Below are 21,214 nucleotides of genomic sequence, written 5' to 3'. Positions count from 1 at the left end.
AACTAAAAATGGAAATTGAATCTTTAACAATACAAGATGTTGGTGGAATCTCATCTCTAAAGTTAGAAAAATTGAATCCTCATTTGAATATAATTTGTGGGGAAAATGGTATTGGCAAAACAAATATTATCGAATCAGTAACCGCATGTTTTACAAGATATTCTCAAAATAAACTAAAGAAAAAAGCTGATTCTAATAGAGGTCTAGTTAAATTAAGTATAACTAATATAGATGAGGAATTTAAGAAAATAGAATATATCGTAGATTCTTTCTACCCACGAGAAAATAATAATCATAATAATCACCTTAACCTTTATCAATTTTGGAAAAATTACTCAAAATTTTTAATGTATTTCAAAGTAGACAGGTTTTTCTCATATCAACCAATAGATTCATTAAAAATATATGATAATAAAGATGAGCATACCGATCAAAATCTAAATGGTGTTTCTAGAAATAATTTAAAAGATTGGTTTATTATAAATGAATTTCTTTCAAAACAGGAATACGCAGTAGAAGTTAATAAGAAAAACATAGGATACGCAAAAGAGGCTATTGCCTTACTAAATTATAATTATAGTTTTTCTTCAATTAAACAAGATATGGAAATATATATTAACTCTCCAACAGGTGAAATTCCTTATGAATACTTATCATCTGGCTTTAAGAGTTGTTTATTCATCATATGGGGAATTATAAGAGAAATACAAATCCGCTTTCCTGATATAGACGCTAAAAAATTCAATGGGATAATTATAATTGATGAAATAGAACTACATTTACATCCTGAATGGCAAAATAAAATTTGTAATGTTCTGAAAAGAGCCTTCCCGAATACACAATTTATTGTTACAACTCATAGCCCTCACGTAATTCAAACTGCGGAACATAATCAGGTAATAGCCTTAGAAGGTATTAATGGTATTCTTAATAAGAAAGATTTAGAAAGTGCACGTAATGGCTTTAATGGATGGAGTATAGAAGAAATCCTTACTGATGTTATGGGAATGAGGGATTTAAGAACAGAATGGTACAGATTAACTTTATCTAAATTTAATACGGCATTAGATGAAGAAAATGTTGAAAGTGCCAAAGCTATTTTTTCTGAATTAGAAACTAGATTACACCCTCAAAGCACTGAACTTACATTATTTAGATTTCAGTTAAAAGCATTAACTGGAGAGTAAAATGATACCATTACAACGGGCACCTAAACCTGATTACTTAACAGATGAAAAGGTACAAGAGCTTACAAAGCAGTACCAGTTGGACACTAAAAAGACAGTATGGAATAGATCAGAAATAAAAGAGCCTTTATTAGAATCATCAAATAAAAAATGTGCTTATTGTGAATGTATACTCCAAGAGACTGATTCTTATAGTCAAGTAGAACACTTTCATCCTAAATCGCTTTATCCAGAAGAAGTTGTTATTTGGGAAAATCTATTGCCATCCTGTGGACGTTGTAATTCTCCAAAAGGCAATCATGATACGGTAAAGATCCCAATAGTTAACCCTTATGTTGATCTTCCTAAACATCATTTTTCAATTCAAGGTTGTCGACTTTATTCTAAAACTGAGATGGGAAAAATTACAATTAAAGTATTAAACCTGAATGACAATGGAAGGCTTTGTATACCAAGATTTAGATTATGCAATGAGGTTAATGAAACATTGGAACATATAAAAGTAATTATTGACTTATTAGATCAAAGAAATCGATTACAATCTCTATTAACTGCTTGCAGTAAAAGTGGAGAGTTTTCTGCATTCTGTTCTCATACCCTGCATTCAAATTCAGATTATGTCCACATTAAGGATTTATTATCAGAAAACGGATATTGGAATGATGAATTAGAAGAATTAGATAAAGAAACTAAATTAATTGCTTTAGAATCTAGATAGTAAGTCCCCGACGATGGCGCAAGCGTCCTCGCTTGTGCCTCTCAGCTAAAAGTGCGGTCAAAAAATCCAACGGATTTTGAATATTGGTTCTGCCAACGGTTGCGTAGAATTCACAATGTTTTATTAAACAGCACCAGCGTGGACGCTGGCGCTATCTTTCTTTATTTTCACATCTCTGTTGGCGCACACTTCCTAGCGTGTGCCACATTTCACCAAAAAACACTTCAAAAACTCACCGCACTTTATTTACTTTCTTTAGCGCCGTTAGGAAACGCACGCCAGCATACATTTTCATGACTAAAAAAATGCGGTCATTTCCTCAAACGTTTTTCATTTCAAAAAACACTCGGAAAAATGACCGCACTTTGATCAGAAAATTAACTGCTATTTCACCACAATAAATTCCGGTGTGGCTTGTCGTTCGATGAGTTTGCCGACAGGATATAACTCAACGCCGGCGTTTTGTGCAACGACAAAAACCTCTTTTTCCGAATCAGGTTTGACTGCGATGAGTAAGCCGCCGGAGGTTTGCGGATCGCATAATACGGCTTTCTGTAAATCCGTTATTGGAGCGATTTTGTGTCCGTAGCTGTCGAAATTACGGTTTGTTCCGCCCGGAATACAGCCTTGTGCAATGTAATCATCGACACCGTCTAGGGTTTTAATGTTAGCAAAATCCACTTCGGCATTGAGGTTGGAGCCTTCGCAGATTTCGGCTAAATGCCCTAACAAACCGAAACCGGTAACATCCGTCATGGCGGTGACGCCGTCAATGTTTGAAAGCTGACTTCCCAGCAAATTCATTTGGCACATCCACTTGGTCGCCAAACCTTTATGTTCTGCTTTTAATTTGCCTCGTTTTTCTGCGGTAGTTAATACGCCGATGCCCAGTGGCTTGGTTAAATACAAGTGACAGCCCGCTTGTGCCGTGGCATTTCGTTTCACTTTATCGGTGTCGATAATACCGGTTACGGCTAAGCCAAAAATCGGTTCGGGCGAGTCAATAGAATGTCCGCCGGCAAGGGCAATGCCCGCTTCCTGACAAGCAAAACGGCCGCCGTCAATAATGCGCTGTGCCACGCTTGCAGGCAATTTGTTAATTGGAAAGCCAAACACCGCAATCGCCATGATCGGTTTACCGCCCATGGCGAAAATGTCGCTCACGGCGTTGGTTGCCGCAATGCGTCCGAAATCGAAAGGATCGTCCACAATGGGCATGAAAAAGTCCGTGGTACTGATAATCGACGTACCATTGCCTAAATCATACACCGCCGCGTCATCCTTGGTGTCATTGCCGACAAGGAGATTCGGGTCAATAAACGGTGCCATTTCGGTATGCAAAATTTCCTCTAAAACCTTAGGCGATATTTTGCAGCCTCAACCGGCGCCGTGGCTATATTGCGTCAGCCGAATGTCGTTTGTTATGAGACATTCATTCTGTTCCGCGTGCAAAGCCTGCTCTGTCATGCTTACTTCCTTTTTGTTAAACGAATGGTGTAATTATAGCTTTATTGGACGAATGATTCATTAATTGAAATGTATTTCTCAGAAACAAAAAATGCGGTGAAAATTCACCGCACTTTTATTTTTTAACTTGTCATCCAAAGCCAATTACAACGCTTTTAAGATGTCATCCACGCGTTCTTTCGCATCGCCAAACAGCATTTGGGTGTTTTCTTTGAAGAACAGTGGATTTTGTACGCCGGCGTAACCGGTATTCATAGAACGTTTGAATACCACCACGTTAGCCGCTTTCCACACTTCCAATACCGGCATACCGGCGATTGGACTGTGCGGATCATCCATTGCGGCTGGGTTTACGGTGTCGTTCGCGCCGATAACCAAAACGGTGTCGGTGTCAGCGAAATCGTCATTGATTTCATCCATTTCCAACACGATGTCGTAAGGCACTTTGGCTTCCGCCAATAACACGTTCATGTGGCCCGGCAAACGTCCGGCAACCGGGTGGATACCGAAACGCACATTCACGCCGCGTTCGCGTAATTTTTGAGTGATTTCTGCCACCGGATATTGTGCTTGCGCCACTGCCATGCCGTATCCCGGGGTGATGATCACAGAGCTAGAATTTTTCAGTAATTCTGCCACTTCTTCTGCGGTAGTTTCACGGTGTTCGCCTTGTTCCGTATCAGAAGACACTTGAACGTCATTACCAAAACCACCCGCGATAACGCTAATGAAAGAGCGGTTCATCGCTTTACACATGATGTAAGACAAGATCGCACCGGAAGAACCTACAAGCGCACCGGTCACGATTAACAAGTCATTGCTAAGCATGAAACCTGCTGCTGCTGCTGCCCAACCGGAATAGGAGTTCAACATAGACACGACAACCGGCATGTCTGCACCACCGATAGAGGCCACTAAATGCCAACCGAATGCAAGGGCAATCACTGTCATCAGCAACACTGGGAAGATGTTTTCCGGTTCATTTAAGAACGACACCATTAACAAGGCGGAAACGATAAGTGCGGCTAAGTTTAATTTATGACGGTGTGGCAACATTAAGGCTTTAGAATTAATTTTTCCGCTTAATTTACCGAATGCCACCACAGAGCCGGTGAAGGTCACCGCACCGATGAAGATCCCCAAGAACACTTCCACGTTATGCACGCTGGCAAGTGCGGCTTGTTCTGCTAAGAATTTCGCTTGTTCTACGTCATTTAAACCATTCGGCATGGTTGGGATATCATGCAAACCGTAGCTGTTATAGCCCACCAATACGGCAGCCAAGCCGACGAAACTGTGCAAGATCGCCACCAATTCCGGCATTTCTGTCATTTCGACTTTTAATGCACGTTGAATACCAATCGCACCACCAATCACCATCGCAATGATGATCCACAATGTGCCTTCGGATTTTGGCCCGAAGATGGTGGCGATGAGTGCAATCCCCATCCCGATAATGCCATACCAGCACCCTGCTTTTGCCGTTTCGTGTTTAGAAAGACCGGCTAAGCTCATAATGAAGAGTAATGCTGCAACAATATACGCAGCTTGTACAAAACCTTCTGACATGATTTTCTCCTTAGCCTTTTCTAAACATGGAAAGCATACGTTGAGTGACGCGGAAGCCACCGAAAATGTTGATGCTTGCCACTAAAATCGCAATAAACGCCAACACACTAATGAAGAAATTACCTTGTGAGATTTGCAATAACGCTCCCACGATAATAATCCCTGAAATAGCATTGGTTACCGCCATCAATGGAGTGTGTAGCGCATGGCTCACATTCCAAACCACATAGTAACCCACGACACAAGCCAAGACGAACACGGTTAAATGAGAAAGGAAAGCCGCCGGCGCAATAGACGTAAGCCATAAGAAAAGCACACCCACTGCCGCCATAATGCCGTATTTTTTACGCGGATCCGTTGGTTTTTCTTCCTCTTTTTTGACCGCACTTGCGGCTTTCGCTTGTTGTTGCGGTTGAGCGGAAACTTGAATCGGCGGAGCCGGCCATGTGACTTCGCCATCACGAATTACTGTCACGCCACGCAATACCACATCTTCAAAATTAATGTCGATTTGACCGTCTTTGTTTTTGCAAAGCAATTTCAATAAGTTAACCAGGTTGGTACCGTAAAGTTGGGAAGATTGCGTTGGTAAGCGGCTTGGCAAATCGGTGTAACCAATGATTTTCACTTGATTATCGGTGACCACCACTTCGCCGGCTTTACTCAATTCACAGTTACCGCCGGTCGCTGCCGCTAAATCGACGATCACGCTACCCGGTTTCATGGATTCCACCATTTCTTTGGTGATTAAGCGCGGTGCAGGTTTGCCCGGAATTAATGCGGTGGTAATGATAATGTCCACTTCTTTCGCTTGTTCTGCGTAAAGGGCAAGAGCGCGACGATTGAATTCCTCAGACATGACTTTCGCATAGCCATCGCCACTGCCACCTTCTTCTTTGAAATCGATTTCAAGGAAGCTGGCGCCCATACTTTCTACTTGTTCTTTTACTTCCGGACGGGAGTCAAAAGCACGTACAATCGCACCAAGGCTATTTGCTGCACCAATCGCGGCAAGACCGGCAACACCCGCACCAATCACCAACACTTTTGCCGGTGGCACTTTACCTGCGGCGGTAATTTGTCCGGTGAAGAAACTGCCGAATTCATGTGCGGCTTCTACCACGGCACGATAACCCGCAATGTTTGCCATCGAACTTAATGCATCCAACGCTTGCGCACGTGAAATACGTGGTACGGCATCCATCGCCAACACATTGATTTTTTTCGCTGACAGTTTTTCCATGAGCTGCGAATTTTGCGCTGGCCAGATGAAGCTGACTAAGGTTGCCCCTTCTTTAATTAAAGCGATTTCATCGTCGGTCGGCGCGTTGACTTTAAAAATAATGTCCGCTTGCCAAACCTGTGCGGCATCACCGACTTTCGCACCGGCAGCTACAAATGCCTGATCTTCAAAACTCGCTTTGAAACCCGCATCATGTTCAACAATCACATCGAAGCCAAGCTTCAAAATTTGCTGAACCGTTTTCGGCGTTGCCGCCACACGACTTTCATTATCAAGCAGTTCTCTAGGTACACCAATTAACATAATGATTCCCTTTGATAGATTAAGATGTAGGTAACAAATTTACCCGCCCGAAATGACGCCTCTAGGCTGTCAAATTAGCCCTCACTCTATCATTGTTCCCCTAAAAACGAAAAAAAATTTTCGGCTTTTTATTCAATATGTGATCCCTATTACAATTTGTGGTAGCACATAAAAAAATTAGAAATTCCTCCCCCGCTTTGCTATCTTAGCGCGCGAATATTTTGACTGCCATTTCACATTAGGCCAGTTAAAAACACTGAAAAACTTAACCGCACTTTGATGCTCAAGGCCAAACACAATGCAATTACCTCCTCTACAATCCGCCACCTTAATCCGTCGTTACAAACGTTTCTTAACCGATGTGCAACTGCCAAACGGCGATATCACCACGCTACACTGCGCCAATACCGGCGCGATGATCGGCTGTGGTGCAGAAGGCGACATCGTCTGGTATTCCACCTCCAATAGTGCCACACGGAAATACCCAAGTTCATGGGAATTAACGCAATTAGCCAATGGCAATATGGTTTGCATTAATACGCACCGCTCTAATCAGCTCACCTTTGATGCCTTACAGAAAAAGCAAATTCTCGAACTGGCTATGTATGATGAAATTCACCCGGAAGTGAAATACGGCGAAGAAAACAGCCGCATTGATTTTCTGCTAAAAGGCAAAGATCTGCCCGATTGTTATGTGGAAGTAAAATCCATCACGTATGTGGATAACGACAAAAAACTCGGTATGTTTCCCGATGCTGTCACAACACGCGGACAAAAACACTTGCGCGAATTGATCGCAATGAAAAAACAAGGCCATCGTGCCGTCATTTTCTTCTGTGGCTTACATGATGGTTTTGACCATTTCCAAATCGCAAAACACATTGATGCCAAATACGATGCGCTTTTCCGGCAAGCTCTCAAAGAAGGTGTGGAAGCCTATGCGTATGCCGCTGAATTTGAAAAAACGCAGGGAATTCCAACCGCACTTCATCTCACAAAGGTCGTACCACTTAAGATAAACTCAATTTAAGCAAATTATTTGAGAATTATTTTCATTAAAGTGCTTGACATTATTTTTGAGAATAATTATCATTCAACCACCAAAACAAATTATAGATAATCACTCCAACTTCAACGCCTCATCCCCCACAAGAGGCGTTTTTTTTCGCCTGAAATCCGGCGTTTTCCTTAAAAATAATTCAAATTTGTCGAATAACCTCTATAATGTAGCCTTTCGGTAAATTGAATAACATTAGGAAAAGACATGACTGATATGAATACCGTTCTCGCGGAACTAAAACGCGGCGTAGATGAAATTCTTTCTGAACAGGATTTAATTGAAAAACTTAAAGAAAATCGCCCATTGCGCGTAAAACTCGGCGCAGACCCAACCGCACCGGATATTCATTTAGGTCACACTGTTGTATTAAACAAATTACGCCAATTCCAACAATTCGGTCATGAAGTGATTTTCTTAATCGGTGACTTCACCGGCATGGTGGGCGATCCGTCCGGCAAAAACACGACTCGTCCACCGCTTAGCCGCGAAGATGTGTTACGCAATGCGGAAACCTATAAACAACAAATCTACAAAATTCTCGATCCGCAAAAAACCCGCATCGTATTCAATTCCGAATGGTTGGGTAAATTAGGCACCGAAGGCATGATTCGTTTAGCAAGCAACTACACGGTTGCCCGTATGTTGGAACGTGATGATTTCAAAAAACGTTTCTCTAACAATCAACCCATTGCGATTCATGAATTTATTTATCCGCTCTTACAAGGTCACGATTCTGTTGCGTTGGAAGCCGATGTTGAGTTAGGCGGAACCGACCAAAAATTCAATTTATTAGTGGGTCGTGAATTACAAAAATCTGCCGGTCAAAAGCCACAAGTGGCGATTACCCTGCCATTATTAGTGGGCTTGGACGGCGAGAAAAAAATGTCCAAATCCCTCGGCAACTATATCGGTGTCACCGAAGCGCCAAGCGAAATGTTCGGCAAAATCATGTCCATTTCCGATGACTTAATGTGGGATTGGTACAACCTGCTTTCTTTCCGTCCATTAACAGAAATTGCCCAATTAAAAGCAGATGTGGCAAATGGTAAAAACCCACGGGATGTCAAAATCTTATTAGCCAAAGAAATTATTGCCCGTTTCCATGATGAGGCGGCGGCAGAGGCGGCTGAACAAGAATTTATCAACCGCTTCCAAAAAGGCGCGATGCCGGATGACATGCCTGAATTTACCTTTGAAGGCGAAATCGGGCTTGCCAACTTGTTAAAAGACGCCGGCTTGGTCGCTTCGACTTCAGAAGCCAACCGCATGGTACAACAAGGTGGCGTGAAAATTGATGGTGAAAAAGTAGAAGACGCCAAACTTGTTATCAGCGCTTCGACTGCAGTTTACCAAGTAGGTAAACGTAAGTTCGCCAAAGTCACGGTGAAATAAAAACATCACAAAAATGAACCGCACTTATGTCATCATAAAGTGCGGTTATTTTTATCAATGTTTTTTAGGGCTAACACAAGGAGCAGAATATGCATCAAAAGATCTGGGTATTAGGTGATGCCGTAGTGGATTTAATTCCGGACGGAGAAAATCATTATTTGCGTTGTGCTGGTGGCGCCCCGGCAAATGTGGCGGTAGGCATCGCCCGTTTAGGCGGTGAGAGTGCGTTTATCGGCCGCGTGGGCAAAGATCCCTTGGGCGAATTTATGCAACAAACCCTGCAACAGGAAAACGTACAAACCAACCACATGATTCTTGATCCGCAACAACGCACCTCAACGGTTGTCGTTGGATTAGACAACGGCGAACGTAGCTTTACCTTTATGGTTAATCCAAGCGCGGACCAGTTTTTGCAAGTGATGGACTTACCTAATTTCCAAGCGAACGAATGGCTACACTGCTGCTCTATTGCCTTAATTAACAATCCTTCCCGTGAAACCACCTTTGAAGCGATTCGCCGAATTAAAGCCGCTGGCGGATTCTTCTCTTTTGATCCCAATTTGCGTGAATCCCTTTGGTCAAGTTTTGATGACATGAAGCAAACCGTTATGCAAGCGGTGGCATTGGCAGATGTATTGAAATTTTCAGAAGAAGAATTGACGCTGCTCACCGACACCCAAACCTTAGACGAAGCGTTTGAAAAAATCACCGCACTTTATCCGGAAAAATTGATTATCGTGACCTTGGGCAAAGACGGCGCACGCTATCATTTAGCCGGGAAAAAAGACATCGTTGCCGGCAAAGCCTTAAAACCGGTTGACACCACAGGTGCGGGCGATGCCTTTGTCGGCGGTCTTCTTGCCGGGCTTTCACAACATGCAAATTGGAAAGAAATTTCTGTACTTGAGCAAATTATCCGTCAGGCCAATGCCTGTGGCGCTTTAGCGACCACGGCAAAAGGTGCCATGTCTGCCCTGCCGAATAAAGCACAATTAGCGGAATTTTTGGCAAACTGATCCCATTGCTTCAATCCAATAGCACGCATCTTATGATGCGTGCCACCTGCCCCAACAGAGAGGGAGAAACCTTATGCCTATTTTCAACAATGGAAAATACAAAAGCATCCTTGCGGCAACATCCGGAGAGCTTGCCGAAATTGCTCAAACCGTGCAAAAAGACAAAGATTTTCGACCGCACTTTCATATTGCGCCACCAACCGGACTGATGAACGATCCTAACGGTCTCATCTTTGACGGCGAAAAATATCACCTTTTTTATCAATGGTTTCCCTTCGATGCGCTGCACGGTATGAAGCATTGGAAACATTTGATCACCAAAGATTTCCAACATTATCAATCCGCTGACGATCTCATTCCTTGTGAACTGTTTGAATCCCACGGCTGTTATTCGGGCGGCGCATTAAAAGTCGGTGATAAATTAGCTATGTTCTACACCGGCAACACCCGTCGCCCAAGTGACAATCAACGCGTGCCTTACCAAAATTTAGCGATTTTCGATCTTAATGGAAAATTGTTAAGCAAACGTCCGTTAATTGAAAATGCGCCTGAAGGCTATACGGAACACGTTCGTGACCCCAAACCTTATTTTGCCGAAAACGGAAAAATCCGTTTTATCTGCGGTGCACAACGGGAAAATCTCACCGGTACGGCGATTATTTTTGAAATGGACAATCTTGAGGATACACCACGTTTACTCGGCGAACTTTCCTTGCCTGCCTTTGATAATAGCAAGGTATTTATGTGGGAATGTCCTGATTTATTGAAACTCGGCAATAAAGATGTGTTTATCTGGTCGCCACAGGGTAAATCACGGGAAGCTCATCAATTTCAAAATAACTACCACGCGGTGTATGCCGTCGGCAAATTGGAAGGCTTAACCTTTCACGCCGAACACATCGCCGAACTGGACCAAGGCTTTGATTTCTACGCACCACAAACTTTTGCAGGACTTAGCAAGACAGAAAATTCCATCCTGTTCAGTTGGATCGGATTACCGGACTTAACCTATCCGACAGACAAATTTAAATGGCATTCGGCTTTAACGCTGCCGAGAGAATTGCGCTTAGAAGGCAACAAAATCCACCAACGCCCCATTGCAAAAACATATGAAAATCTGACCGCACTTTCTACGTTTCATCTTGATGGCAAAGCCGAAATTGCAGATTTAGATCGTGCTTATGTGAAATTTGAAGCGAATAATCAAGCCTTTGATTTAACCTTCTTCCAAAATGAACAAGGACAATTATTGCGCCTTTCTTATGAAAACGGATTAGTTTGTTTAGATCGTAGCCAAAGTGAACAAACCGCGTTGATGGAAAAATTCGGTAGTAAACGTTTCTGCGAAATTGAGAATCTGCAAACCGTGGAAATTTTCTTTGACCGCTCTATTGTTGAAATTTTCTTCAATCACGGTGAAAAAACCATGACCTCGCGCTTTTTTATTGAATCACGGAAAAACGTTGTGGAAAGCAATCAAAAATTAACGTTACAGATTGGTTATCCCAAAGCTATTCAATATCGATAAAAAAAGTGCGGTGAAATTTCACCGCACTTTTTATTTTATCTCGACAAACCTAAACCTTTTCCAGTTTTGCTAAGTGTGCTATCAGCCATTTTATCCCTTGATTTTGGAACGCGATTTGTAAGCGCAAATTATTGTCTGCCCCCTCTACATTGATCACCGTGCCAACACCGAATTTTTCATGTTTCACTTTTTGCCCCATTTTCCATTCGCTTTCATTGGTAATCGGAGAAACACTGCCTACTTTGGCTTGATTCAAGGCGCGAGTAACGGTGCCGCGTAAACGGATTTCCTGCAAACATTGCTGTGGCAATTCCGTGATAAAACGAGAAGGCAAATGGCGTTCTTCTTTGCCATATAAACGACGACTTTCCGCGTAAGAAATGGTAAGTTTTTGTTTGGCTCGGGTAATCCCCACATAAGCCAAACGACGTTCTTCTTCCAAACGCCCTGCTTCTTCAAAAGAACGGAAACTTGGGAATAACCCTTCCTCCACGCCAATCATAAACACTCGAGGAAACTCCAAGCCTTTTGCTGAGTGCAAGGTCATCATTTCCACACAGGCTTGATGCGGTGCCGCTTGTTCTTCACCCGCTTCTAATGAGGCGTGCGTCAAGAAAGCCGTGAGCTCTGTCATGTCTTCTGCCTCTTCAGGCTTGATAAATTCGCGAGCGGCAGAGACCAATTCTTCCAAGTTCTCAATACGCACTTCGCCTTTTTCGCCCTTTTCCTGTTTATACATTTCATACAAACCGGAATGCTTAATCACAAAATCTGTTTGTGCAAACAACGGCATTTCTTCCGTGTCCCGTTGCAGAGAATTGATTAATTCCATAAAGCGAAGCAAGGCGGTCGCAGCACGACCTGCCAGTTTATTTTCCTGCAAGGCCAAATTGGTGGCTTGCCATAACGTGATTTGATGTTCGCGAGTCAGATTACGCAAGGTGTCCAACGTCCGATCGCCAATGCCCCGTGGCGGTGTATTGATTACCCGTTCAAAGGCGGCATCGTCTTGGCGATTAGCAATTAAGCGCAAATACGCCAAAGCATCCTTAATTTCCTGACGTTCGAAGAAGCGCATGCCCCCATAAATACGATACGGAATTTGTGAACGAATCAACGCTTCTTCAATCACCCGTGATTGACTGTTACTGCGATATAAAATGGCACAATCGTTGAGTTTGCCGCCATCTTCAATCCAGGTTTTAATTTGTGAGGCAACAAACAGCGCCTCATCCAATTCGTTAAAGGCAGCATAAATGCCTACAGGGTCGCCTTGATTGCCTTCCGACCACAAATTTTTCCCGAGTCGATTGTTGTTATTGGAAATCAGCTCATTCGCCGCTTGCAAAATATTCATGGTAGAACGGTAATTTTGCTCTAATCGAATGGTTTGTGCATTGGCAAACTCTTTCAAAAATAACTGAATATTTTCGATTTTTGCACCACGCCAGCCATAAATAGATTGGTCGTCATCGCCCACAATCATCACTTTGCCTGTTTTGCCTGCCAACAAACGAATCCATTCATATTGAATTTTGTTGGTGTCTTGGAACTCATCCACCAAAATATGCTGAAAACGTTGTTGGTAACGTTGCAAAATCAGTGGCTTATGTAAAAACAATTCGTACGAGCGCAATAAAATTTCAGCAAAATCCACTAGGCCTGCACGATCGCAAGCATCTTGATAAATCTGATAAATTCGAATCCATTCTCGTTCTTGACGATCGTGATGATCATCAATTTGATTCGGGCGCAAGCCTTCGTCTTTTTTATTATTGATATACCAAGCGGCTTGCTTTGGCGGGAAACTTTTTTCGTCAAAATGATGTAATTTCATGAGGCGTTTGAGTAAACGCAATTGGTCTTCCGAATCTAAAATCTGGAAATCTTGCGGCAAATCCGCATCAAGATGATGGGCACGCAGAAGTCGATGAGCAATACTATGAAAGGTGCCGACCCACATCCCAAACAAACGCTGATTGCCGTCGGACAAGACGGATTCAATGCGATGACGCATTTCTGCGGCAGCTTTGTTGGTGAAGGTCACCGCCATAATGCTGCCTTCGGAGACACCTTCAACACCAATCAACCACGCGATTCGGTGCGTTAATACGCGGGTTTTACCACTCCCCGCGCCCGCCAACACCAAATAATTGCCCAACGGCGCACTCACCGCTTCCCGTTGTTTATCGTTTAAACCATCTAATAATTCTGCGAAATCCATTATTTTCACTCACAAATACTGTTTTTTTGTACAGGCGAAATTATAGCGATTTTTGCTAAAAACTCAATGAAGGAAAGGGAAAAGAAGAAAAAGTGCGGTGGTTTTTTTCTGATGTTTTTTCATAAAAAAGCGCACCGTAAAAGATGCGCTTTAGTCAAACCGGAAGTATTAGAAAATAATGCTACCGATTAATGCAATGATAAAACCGACAAAGCCGATTGAGGTTTCCAACATAGTCCAGGTTTTTAACGTGGTTTTGGTGTCCATTTCCAAAAAGCGACTCATTAACCAAAATCCGCTGTCATTGACATGAGAGAACACTGTGGCGCCTGAGGCGATGGAGATCACGATAAAGCATAAGTCCAATTGACTAAGATCGGTCGCCGCAGCAACGGTCGGTGCGATTAATGCGGAAGCGGTAGTTAATGCAACCGTTGCCGAGCCTTGTGCTACGCGCAACGCCATGGAAATAATAAAGGCGGCAATAATAATCGGCATGCCGGTATTGGATAACATGGCGGACAATTCATCGCCGATACCACCGGCACGTAATACGCCACCGAACATACCACCTGCCCCGGTGACCAAAATAATGGAGCAAATCGGCCCTAGCGCACTGTTACAGAGGCTTTCGATTTGTTCGTAGCTACGTTCACCGCGCAATAAGGCAATCGCGATTAGCAACGTAATTAATAAAGCAATAGGTGTTTTACCAATTAAACGCAAGCTTTGCACCCACAAGGCTGAACCGTCGATGACTTTTGCAACGCTGAGCGTATTTAAACCGGTATCAAACAGAATTAAGAAAATCGGTAAAACCAAAATAAATAATACGCGTCCGAAGGGTGGCGGGTTCTGAACGGAAGTTTCGCTAATGGCAGAACTATTCAAAAAGGTTTTCGGCAGTTCCACAAAGAATTTTTTGCTGATGTACATACTGAACAAATATGTTCCGATGTACCAAGTTGGAATAGCACAAATTAACCCGACAAGCACCATCAACCCCATATTTACACCGAGCAAATCTCCGGAAGCAACCGGACCTGGATGCGGTGGTAAAAAGGCGTGCATGACGGCGAAAGCACCGGCAACCGGGAAGGCGTAACGTAAGACGGAACCGCCAAAGCGTTTTGCCACGCTAAAGACGATTGGCAACATCACGACCAAACCGGCATCAAAGAAAATCGGAAAACCGAATAATAAGGCGGCAACCCCAAGGGCAAAAGGTGCTTTTTGTTCACCGAATTTATTGATTAAAGTATCGGCAAGTACTTTGGCCCCACCAGTCACTTCAAGCAAACGACCAATCATGGCACCCAAGCCAACCAACAAGGCAACCGATGCCAACGTATTGCCGAAGCCGGTTAATAGCGTCGGCAAAATCTTGTCAACAGAAATGCCTGCTGCAAGTGCGGTCAATAAACTAACTAAAACCAATGCGACAAAGGCATGCATTTTAAATTTAATGATAAGTAGCAACAATAAAAGTACCGCTACGATCATGATGAAAATTAACATAATTCGTCCTCACGTTAAAATGTTACTGGTAACATACTCCTTATCGCAAAATTGGTAAATAGACACCATTTATAACTGTGATCACAATCACAAAAAATATATTCATGCTTAATTCATCTGCAAAATCGAACATTTTATAGCCTAAAAGGATTGTTACCGATAACATTTTTGCGCTAAGCTAAGTCTATTAAAAATCAGAGAAGGAGAAACACATGGCGGCAGGTAAAAGTTTTATTTTAATGGGGGTATCCAGCACCGGTAAAACGTCTGTGGGGACGGAAGTGGCGCATCGTCTAGGAATAAAACTGATTGACGGAGACGATCTGCATCCGCGTGTCAATATCATCAAAATGGGTGAAGGCCATCCATTAAACGATGAAGATCGCGCGCCTTGGTTGGAACGCATTCGGGATGCAGCATTTAGCTTGGAGCATAAAAGCGAGGTAGGCATTATTGTTTGTTCGGCACTGAAAAAGAAATATCGTGATCAAATTCGTGACGGCAACAGCAATGTAAAATTCCTATTTTTACACGGTTCTTATGATGTAATTTTGGAACGTATGCGCCAACGCAAAGGGCACTACATGAAAGAAAGTATGCTGAAAAGTCAGTTTGAAACGCTGGAAGTACCGGGTGCAGATGAACCTGATGTGATTCCTATTGATATTAATGCGTCTTTTGACGAAGTGGTTGAACATTGTATTCAGGCGCTGAAACCTTATATCTCTTAAAACAAAAAAGTGCGGTCTGTTTTTCAAGTGTTTTAAAACCTCTAAAAAACCACCGCACTTTTATATGCTTTCCCCTAAATGGATCTGGTAGCCTAAATTGATGATGGCACTTTGCGCGGGAATATTGTCAATTCGCGCCAGTAATTCCTGCGCAGCAATGCGCCCGATATCTAAACGCGGCGTGATCACCGTAGCAAGTTGCGGCGTGATCGATTGACCTACATCGTGTCCGTGGAAACCGGCAACAGCAATTTGCTTGGGCACTTGAATGCCTAGCCGTTGGCATTCAAAAATAGCGCCGATGGCGATGTCGTCATTAGTGCAAAAAATACCGTCAATTTGCGGAAATGTTTCAAGTGCCTGATGTAATAATTCACCACCTAGTGTAAAAGAAGAATGTTCTTTAGTGGCGATCACATGTGGTGTTAACTGATGCCTTGCCATGGCATTTTCATAGCCTTGCTGACGTAAACGCGTGCGTTTATCTTGACGCGCCGCAAAATAAACTACGTTGCGATGCCCACGATTAATCATGGTTTCCACCATCGCTTGTGCCGCCGCGATATTGTCAAAACCGACAACCTGTTGGATACCAACCTCGGTGGTATCCATGATTTCAATAACAGGAATATTCGCCACTTTGAGCATTTTTTTAGTTTTTTCGGAATGCTGACTTTCCGACAAAATAATGCCATCTACATTATAAGACAGCAGGCTTTCAATACGTCGTTCTTCTTTCTTTTCACTGTAACCGTAATGCGCCAACATGGTTTGATAACCCGCTTTATCGGTAATTTGCTCAATACCACGAATCACATTAGCGAACACCTGATTAGTCAACGACGGTACCAATACACCAATTGCCCGACTTTTAGCATTGGACAAGATATCCGGTGCGCGATTAGGAATATAGCCGAAACGTTCAATAGCTTCCGCAATGCGTGCTTGTGTACCATTCGCCACTGAATCAGGATTGCGTAGATAGCGACTAATGGTCATTTTCGTAATGCCAAGGTAATCGGCAATATCTTGTAATGTCGGGCGTTTATTTTTTGTCATAAAGAAGAAAGCCTAAAGAATAAATAAGATGATTTTAGACTAAGGCAAAATCAATCACAAATTGCTAAACGTTCTCTACCGCTATAAACCGTGGCGCGTCCTGGTCTGGCAAAACCAATTAACGTTAAGTTGTATTGTTCTGCCATTTCTACCGCCAAATCTGTTGAAGCCGAAATCGCAACTAACATTTCAATGCCGGCAGACACTGTTTTTTGCACCATTTCATAACTGGCGCGACTGGTCACAACAATAAACCCTTGGGGCTTGTCCGCTTTGGCATGCCAACCCAATAATTTATCCAACGCCACATGGCGACCGACATCTTCACGAATGGCGAGTAATTTACCTTCCATGGAGAAAAATGCCGCCGCATGCGTGGAGCCGGTTTGCTTGCCTAATTCCTGTGCATCCTGTAATTGCTGTAAGCAGTCGTCTAGTTGTGCCACACGGAAGGTTAAAGTGCGGTCTAATTTTTTGACGTTTTTATACACCTGTTGAATCTGTTCCGCACCACAAATGCCACAACCGGTTCGTCCCGTTAAGGTGCGCCGATGATCTTTCAATGCCACAAAACAGCGCGTTGCCAACTCTATTCTCGCTTCAATGCCGTTACAGGCGTCTTCAATATCAATGCCATAAATATCACTCGGTTTATCAATAATCCCTTCCGATAAAGAAAACCCCATGGCGAAATCTTCCAAATCTCGTGGAGAACACATCATCACTGTGTGAGAAATATCGTTATAAACTAACGCTACAGGCATTTCAGTGGCTAAAATTTCTTGTTTCTCAGAAATAGCAATCTTGTTAGCGTTTTGTTGCTCATTTGTTAATTTTTTAATAAAGTGAATTAATTTTTTTTTGATCCAACTCAAGATTTTCTTTCCTTCTAGCCATTATTAATTATGGATTTCTGTATAAAAAATAGGTATTCTACCCGCTGCTACTAGTCAAGTAACTATGTATTTTAATTGTTACATAACTACTCAGCATCGTTTCGCTAAATTTTAATACAAATTTAACAAAAACGACCATCAGATTATCTAGTTAAATATAAATCTAAAACTATCAAACTGAAAACAACAACAAATTTTGTTGATTGTGGGGAGTGTTTATGCAGATCTCAAGAAGAAAATTCTTCAAGGTCTGTGCCGGCGGTATGGCAGGAACATCGGTTGCGATGTTAGGCTTTGCTCCGGCTACGGCCTTAGCTGCGCCACGCGAATACAAACTATTGCGTGCGAAAGAATCGCGTCAAACCTGTACATACTGCTCGGTAAGTTGCGGTATGTTGATGTACAGTACAGGTACACCATCTAATACCATAAGTGGTCACACCGCGACAAATACCCGTTCTAAATTATTCCATATCGAAGGCGACCCGGATCATCCGATCAGCCGTGGTGCGTTATGCCCTAAAGGTGCCGGTGCGTTAGACTTTATCAATAGCGAAAGCCGTACCTTATATCCAGAATACCGTGCGCCGGGTTCCGATAAATGGGAACGTATTTCTTGGCAAGATGCCATTAAACGCATTGCCCGCTTAATGAAAGATGACCGTGATGCCAACTTCGTTGAGAAAAATGCTGAAGGCAACACGGTCAACCGTTGGACAACCACGGGGATTATGACGGCATCGGCAATCAGTAATGAAGCGGCACTGCTAACCCATAAGTGGATTCGCATGTTAGGGATGCTTCCGGTATGTAACCAAGCGAATACTTGACACGGACCAACGGTAGCAAGTCTTGCTCCATCATTTGGTCGCGGTGCCATGACAAACAACTGGGTTGATATCAAAAACGCCAATCTTATTCTTGTTCAAGGCGGTAACCCTGCTGAAGCTCACCCTGTTGGCTTCCGTTGGGTCATTGAAGCGAAGAAAAACGGTGCGAAAATCATCGTTGTCGATCCACGCTTTAACCGTACAGCTTCCGTAGCTGACCTTCACGCACCAATTCGTTCTGGTTCTGACATTGCCTTCTTAATGGGGGTGATCCGTTACTTATTGGAAACCAATCAAATTCAACACGAATACGTTAAACACTATACCAATGCATCCTTCTTAGTGAATGAAGGCTATAAGTTCGAAGACGGTTTATTCTCCGGATTTGACGAAGCAAAAGGTAAGTATGATAAATCAACTTGGAACTACCAATTTGATGAAAATGGTCATGCTAAACGTGATATGACATTACAACACCCACGTTGTGTCATTAACGTATTAAAAGAACATGTTTCCCGCTATACCCCGGAAATGGTTGAAAAAGTTACCGGTGTAAAACAAAAAACCTTCTTACAAATCTGTGAAGAAATCGGTAAAACATCGGCACCAAATAAAACCATGACGCACTTATATGCGCTTGGCTTTACTGAACACACAATCGGTACGCAAAATATTCGCTCCATGGCGATGATCCAATTACTTTTAGGTAATATTGGTATGCCGGGTGGTGGTATTAACGCATTACGTGGGCACTCTAACGTACAAGGTACAACCGATATGGGCTTGTTACCAACAATGTTGCCAGGCTATATGCGTTTACCAAACGAAAAAGAAACCTCTTATGAACAATATATGAATGCGATTACGCCGAAAGATATCGTGCCTAATCAAGTCAACTATTATCGTAATACCTCAAAATTCTTCGTAAGTATGATGAAAACCTTCTACGGAGATAAAGCAACAAAAGAGAATGGCTGGGGCTTTGACTTCTTACCAAAAGTCGATCGCATCTATGACCCGATTACTCATGTCAAAATGATGCATGACGGTGAATTAAACGGCTGGATTTTACAAGGTTTCAACGTATTAAACTCATTACCGAACAAAAACAAAACTGTTGCGGGTATGAGTAAGTTGAAATACTTAGTCGTTATGGATCCATTGCAAACCGAAAGTTCTGAGTTCTGGAAAAACTTTGGTGAATCTAACAATGTAAATCCAGCAGAAATTCAAACTGAGGTATTCCGTTTACCTACAACCTGTTTCGCAGAAGAAGATGGTTCTATCGCTAACTCAGGTCGTTGGGCACAATGGCACCAAAAATCTTGCGATCAACCAGGCGAAGCCTTACCGGATGCAGAGATTTTATCTATGCTCCGTGAAGAAATGCATGAGCTTTACAAGAAAGAAGGTGGTCGTGGTATTGAATCTTTTGAAGCGATGACCTGGAATTATGCTCAACCACATTCACCAAGCTCAGTTGAACTAGCCAAAGAGCTTAATGGTTATGCACTTGAGGATCTTTATGATGCGAATAACAATCTCATCTATAAGAAAGGTCAATTATTAAATGGATTTGCTCACTTAAGAGATGACGGTACTACCACATCTGGAAACTGGCTCTATGTTGGTCAATGGACAGAAAAAGGTAACCAAATGGCAAATCGTGATAATTCTGACCCTTCAGGATTAGGTTGCACCGTAGGTTGGAGCTTTGCATGGCCGGCAAACCGTCGCGTGCTTTATAACCGTGCGTCTTTAGACATTAACGGTAATCCATGGGATAAACACCGTCAGTTGATCAAATGGAACGGCAAAAACTGGAACTGGTTTGATATTGCTGACTACGGCACGCAACCACCAGGTTCAGATGCAGGTCCATTTATTATGTCTGCAGAAGGTGTTGGTCGTCTATTTGCGGTTGATAAAGTCAATAGTGGACCGGTACCGGAACATTATGAGCCGATTGAAAGTCCGATTGATACGAACCCATTACACCCAAGTGTTGTAACAGATCCAACGGTACGTATTTATAAAGAAGACCGTGAGTTTATCGGTTCAAATAAAGAGTATCCGTTTGTCGCAACAACTTATCGTTTAACCGAGCACTTCCACAGCTGGACGGCACAAGCGGCATTAAACATCATCGCGCAACCACAACAATTTGTGGAAATCGGTGAGGCACTTGCAGCAGAAAAAGGCATCCAAAAAGGCGATATGGTAAAAGTTACCTCTCGTCGTGGTTATATCAAAGCTGTTGCTGTGGTGACAAAACGTTTGAAAGCATTAGAAATTGACGGAAGAACAGTACACCATGTAGGTATCCCAATTCACTGGAATATGAAAGTATTAAATGGTAAAGGTAACCGTGGTTTCTCCACCAACACCTTAACGCCATCTTGGGGTGAATCAGTCACACAAACCCCGGAATACAAAACATTCCTAGTTAATATTGAGAAGGCGGAGGTATAAC

Annotated in this window: 15 protein-coding genes; 8 read left to right on the top strand and 7 right to left on the bottom strand. The window is 42.8% G+C overall.

All coding sequences use genetic code 11. The annotated features are described in order from the left end of the window. Positions 1-8 precede the first annotated feature (8 nt). Positions 9-1,187: an AAA family ATPase gene (locus LQ983_RS09610; RefSeq protein WP_230622518.1), complete on the top strand. Its 1,179-nt coding sequence runs from the start codon at positions 9-11 to the stop codon at positions 1,185-1,187. 1 nt (position 1,188) lies between these two features. Next, a complete protein-coding gene (locus tag LQ983_RS09605) occupies positions 1,189-1,905 on the top strand; it encodes an HNH endonuclease (RefSeq protein WP_230622517.1) in 717 nt (238 codons plus the stop codon). A gap of 384 nt (positions 1,906-2,289) precedes the next feature. On the opposite strand, the gene selD is transcribed toward LQ983_RS09605, so the two are convergent. The 3 genes from selD to pntA all read right to left on the bottom strand — a co-directional run bounded on the left by selD (position 2,290) and on the right by pntA (position 6,487). Continuing rightward, positions 2,290-3,330, bottom strand: a complete 1,041-nt coding sequence (gene selD, locus LQ983_RS09600) for a selenide, water dikinase SelD (RefSeq protein WP_230622644.1) — start codon at positions 3,328-3,330, stop codon at positions 2,290-2,292. A 186-nt stretch (positions 3,331-3,516) separates the two neighbouring features. Continuing rightward, positions 3,517-4,941, bottom strand: coding sequence for a Re/Si-specific NAD(P)(+) transhydrogenase subunit beta (pntB, locus tag LQ983_RS09595; RefSeq protein ID WP_230622516.1), 1,425 nt, complete (start codon positions 4,939-4,941; stop codon positions 3,517-3,519). A gap of 10 nt (positions 4,942-4,951) precedes the next feature. Then, positions 4,952-6,487 carry a Re/Si-specific NAD(P)(+) transhydrogenase subunit alpha gene (gene pntA, locus LQ983_RS09590; protein WP_230622515.1) on the bottom strand — a complete coding sequence of 512 codons (1,536 nt, stop codon included), beginning with the start codon at positions 6,485-6,487 and terminating at the stop codon, positions 4,952-4,954. A gap of 298 nt (positions 6,488-6,785) precedes the next feature. Between pntA and sfsA the strand changes: the two genes are divergently transcribed. The 4 genes from sfsA to LQ983_RS09570 all read left to right on the top strand — a co-directional run bounded on the left by sfsA (position 6,786) and on the right by LQ983_RS09570 (position 11,483). Continuing rightward, positions 6,786-7,517 (top strand): DNA/RNA nuclease SfsA, encoded by a 732-nt coding sequence (gene sfsA, locus LQ983_RS09585; protein ID WP_230622514.1) that lies wholly within the window; start codon positions 6,786-6,788, stop codon positions 7,515-7,517. A gap of 234 nt (positions 7,518-7,751) precedes the next feature. Further along, on the top strand, positions 7,752-8,939 hold the full coding sequence (tyrS, locus tag LQ983_RS09580; protein WP_230622513.1) for a tyrosine--tRNA ligase: 1,188 nt from the start codon (positions 7,752-7,754) through the stop codon (positions 8,937-8,939). 89 nt (positions 8,940-9,028) lie between these two features. Continuing rightward, positions 9,029-9,955: an aminoimidazole riboside kinase gene (locus tag LQ983_RS09575; RefSeq protein WP_230622512.1), complete on the top strand. Its 927-nt coding sequence runs from the start codon at positions 9,029-9,031 to the stop codon at positions 9,953-9,955. A gap of 73 nt (positions 9,956-10,028) precedes the next feature. Next, a complete protein-coding gene (locus LQ983_RS09570; protein ID WP_230622511.1) occupies positions 10,029-11,483 on the top strand; it encodes a glycoside hydrolase family 32 protein in 1,455 nt (484 codons plus the stop codon). Positions 11,484-11,532: 49 nt separating this feature from the next. On the opposite strand, the gene uvrD is transcribed toward LQ983_RS09570, so the two are convergent. Further along, the gene (uvrD, locus tag LQ983_RS09565) at positions 11,533-13,707 is read right to left on the bottom strand and encodes a DNA helicase II (RefSeq protein ID WP_230622510.1); all 2,175 of its coding nucleotides are present in this window, start codon (positions 13,705-13,707) and stop codon (positions 11,533-11,535) included. 168 nt (positions 13,708-13,875) lie between these two features. Then, positions 13,876-15,225: a GntP family permease gene (locus LQ983_RS09560; protein ID WP_109079691.1), complete on the bottom strand. Its 1,350-nt coding sequence runs from the start codon at positions 15,223-15,225 to the stop codon at positions 13,876-13,878. Positions 15,226-15,437: 212 nt separating this feature from the next. Between LQ983_RS09560 and LQ983_RS09555 the strand changes: the two genes are divergently transcribed. After that, positions 15,438-15,956 carry a gluconokinase gene (locus LQ983_RS09555; RefSeq protein WP_230622509.1) on the top strand — a complete coding sequence of 173 codons (519 nt, stop codon included), beginning with the start codon at positions 15,438-15,440 and terminating at the stop codon, positions 15,954-15,956. Positions 15,957-16,016: 60 nt separating this feature from the next. Here the strand turns inward: LQ983_RS09555 and gntR are convergent, their stop codons facing one another. Continuing rightward, a complete protein-coding gene (gene gntR / locus LQ983_RS09550; RefSeq protein WP_230622508.1) occupies positions 16,017-17,015 on the bottom strand; it encodes a gluconate operon transcriptional repressor GntR in 999 nt (332 codons plus the stop codon). A gap of 50 nt (positions 17,016-17,065) precedes the next feature. Then, positions 17,066-17,890, bottom strand: a complete 825-nt coding sequence (gene fdhD, locus LQ983_RS09545; RefSeq protein ID WP_048750516.1) for a formate dehydrogenase accessory sulfurtransferase FdhD — start codon at positions 17,888-17,890, stop codon at positions 17,066-17,068. Between the two features lie 239 nt (positions 17,891-18,129). Here fdhD and fdnG point away from each other — a divergent pair, with 239 nt between their 5' ends. Then, a complete protein-coding gene (gene fdnG / locus LQ983_RS09540) occupies positions 18,130-21,213 on the top strand; it encodes a formate dehydrogenase-N subunit alpha (protein ID WP_230622507.1) in 3,084 nt (1,027 codons plus the stop codon). Position 21,214: the final 1 nt, after the last annotated feature.

Source organism: Aggregatibacter sp. Marseille-P9115 (assembly GCF_920939465.1).
In the GTDB taxonomy this organism is placed as follows: domain Bacteria; phylum Pseudomonadota; class Gammaproteobacteria; order Enterobacterales; family Pasteurellaceae; genus Aggregatibacter; species Aggregatibacter segnis_B.
Note: the sequence above shows the minus strand (reverse complement) of the source record. Positions and strands in the feature narration are given on the sequence as shown.

Excerpts from the sequence above, each read along its gene's own strand:
- tyrS (WP_230622513.1), top strand. The coding sequence starts at position 7,752 with ATGACTGATATGAATACCGTTCTCGCGGAACTAAAACGCGGCGTAGAT.
- LQ983_RS09610 (WP_230622518.1), top strand. The coding sequence starts at position 9 with ATGGAAATTGAATCTTTAACAATACAAGATGTTGGTGGAATCTCATCT.
- LQ983_RS09555 (WP_230622509.1), top strand. The coding sequence starts at position 15,438 with ATGGCGGCAGGTAAAAGTTTTATTTTAATGGGGGTATCCAGCACCGGT.
- LQ983_RS09570 (WP_230622511.1), top strand. The coding sequence starts at position 10,029 with ATGCCTATTTTCAACAATGGAAAATACAAAAGCATCCTTGCGGCAACA.
- pntA (WP_230622515.1), bottom strand. The coding sequence starts at position 6,487 with ATGTTAATTGGTGTACCTAGAGAACTGCTTGATAATGAAAGTCGTGTG.
- sfsA (WP_230622514.1), top strand. The coding sequence starts at position 6,786 with ATGCAATTACCTCCTCTACAATCCGCCACCTTAATCCGTCGTTACAAA.
- gntR (WP_230622508.1), bottom strand. The coding sequence starts at position 17,015 with ATGACAAAAAATAAACGCCCGACATTACAAGATATTGCCGATTACCTT.
- LQ983_RS09560 (WP_109079691.1), bottom strand. The coding sequence starts at position 15,225 with ATGTTAATTTTCATCATGATCGTAGCGGTACTTTTATTGTTGCTACTT.
- LQ983_RS09575 (WP_230622512.1), top strand. The coding sequence starts at position 9,029 with ATGCATCAAAAGATCTGGGTATTAGGTGATGCCGTAGTGGATTTAATT.
- pntB (WP_230622516.1), bottom strand. The coding sequence starts at position 4,941 with ATGTCAGAAGGTTTTGTACAAGCTGCGTATATTGTTGCAGCATTACTC.
- uvrD (WP_230622510.1), bottom strand. The coding sequence starts at position 13,707 with ATGGATTTCGCAGAATTATTAGATGGTTTAAACGATAAACAACGGGAA.
- LQ983_RS09605 (WP_230622517.1), top strand. The coding sequence starts at position 1,189 with ATGATACCATTACAACGGGCACCTAAACCTGATTACTTAACAGATGAA.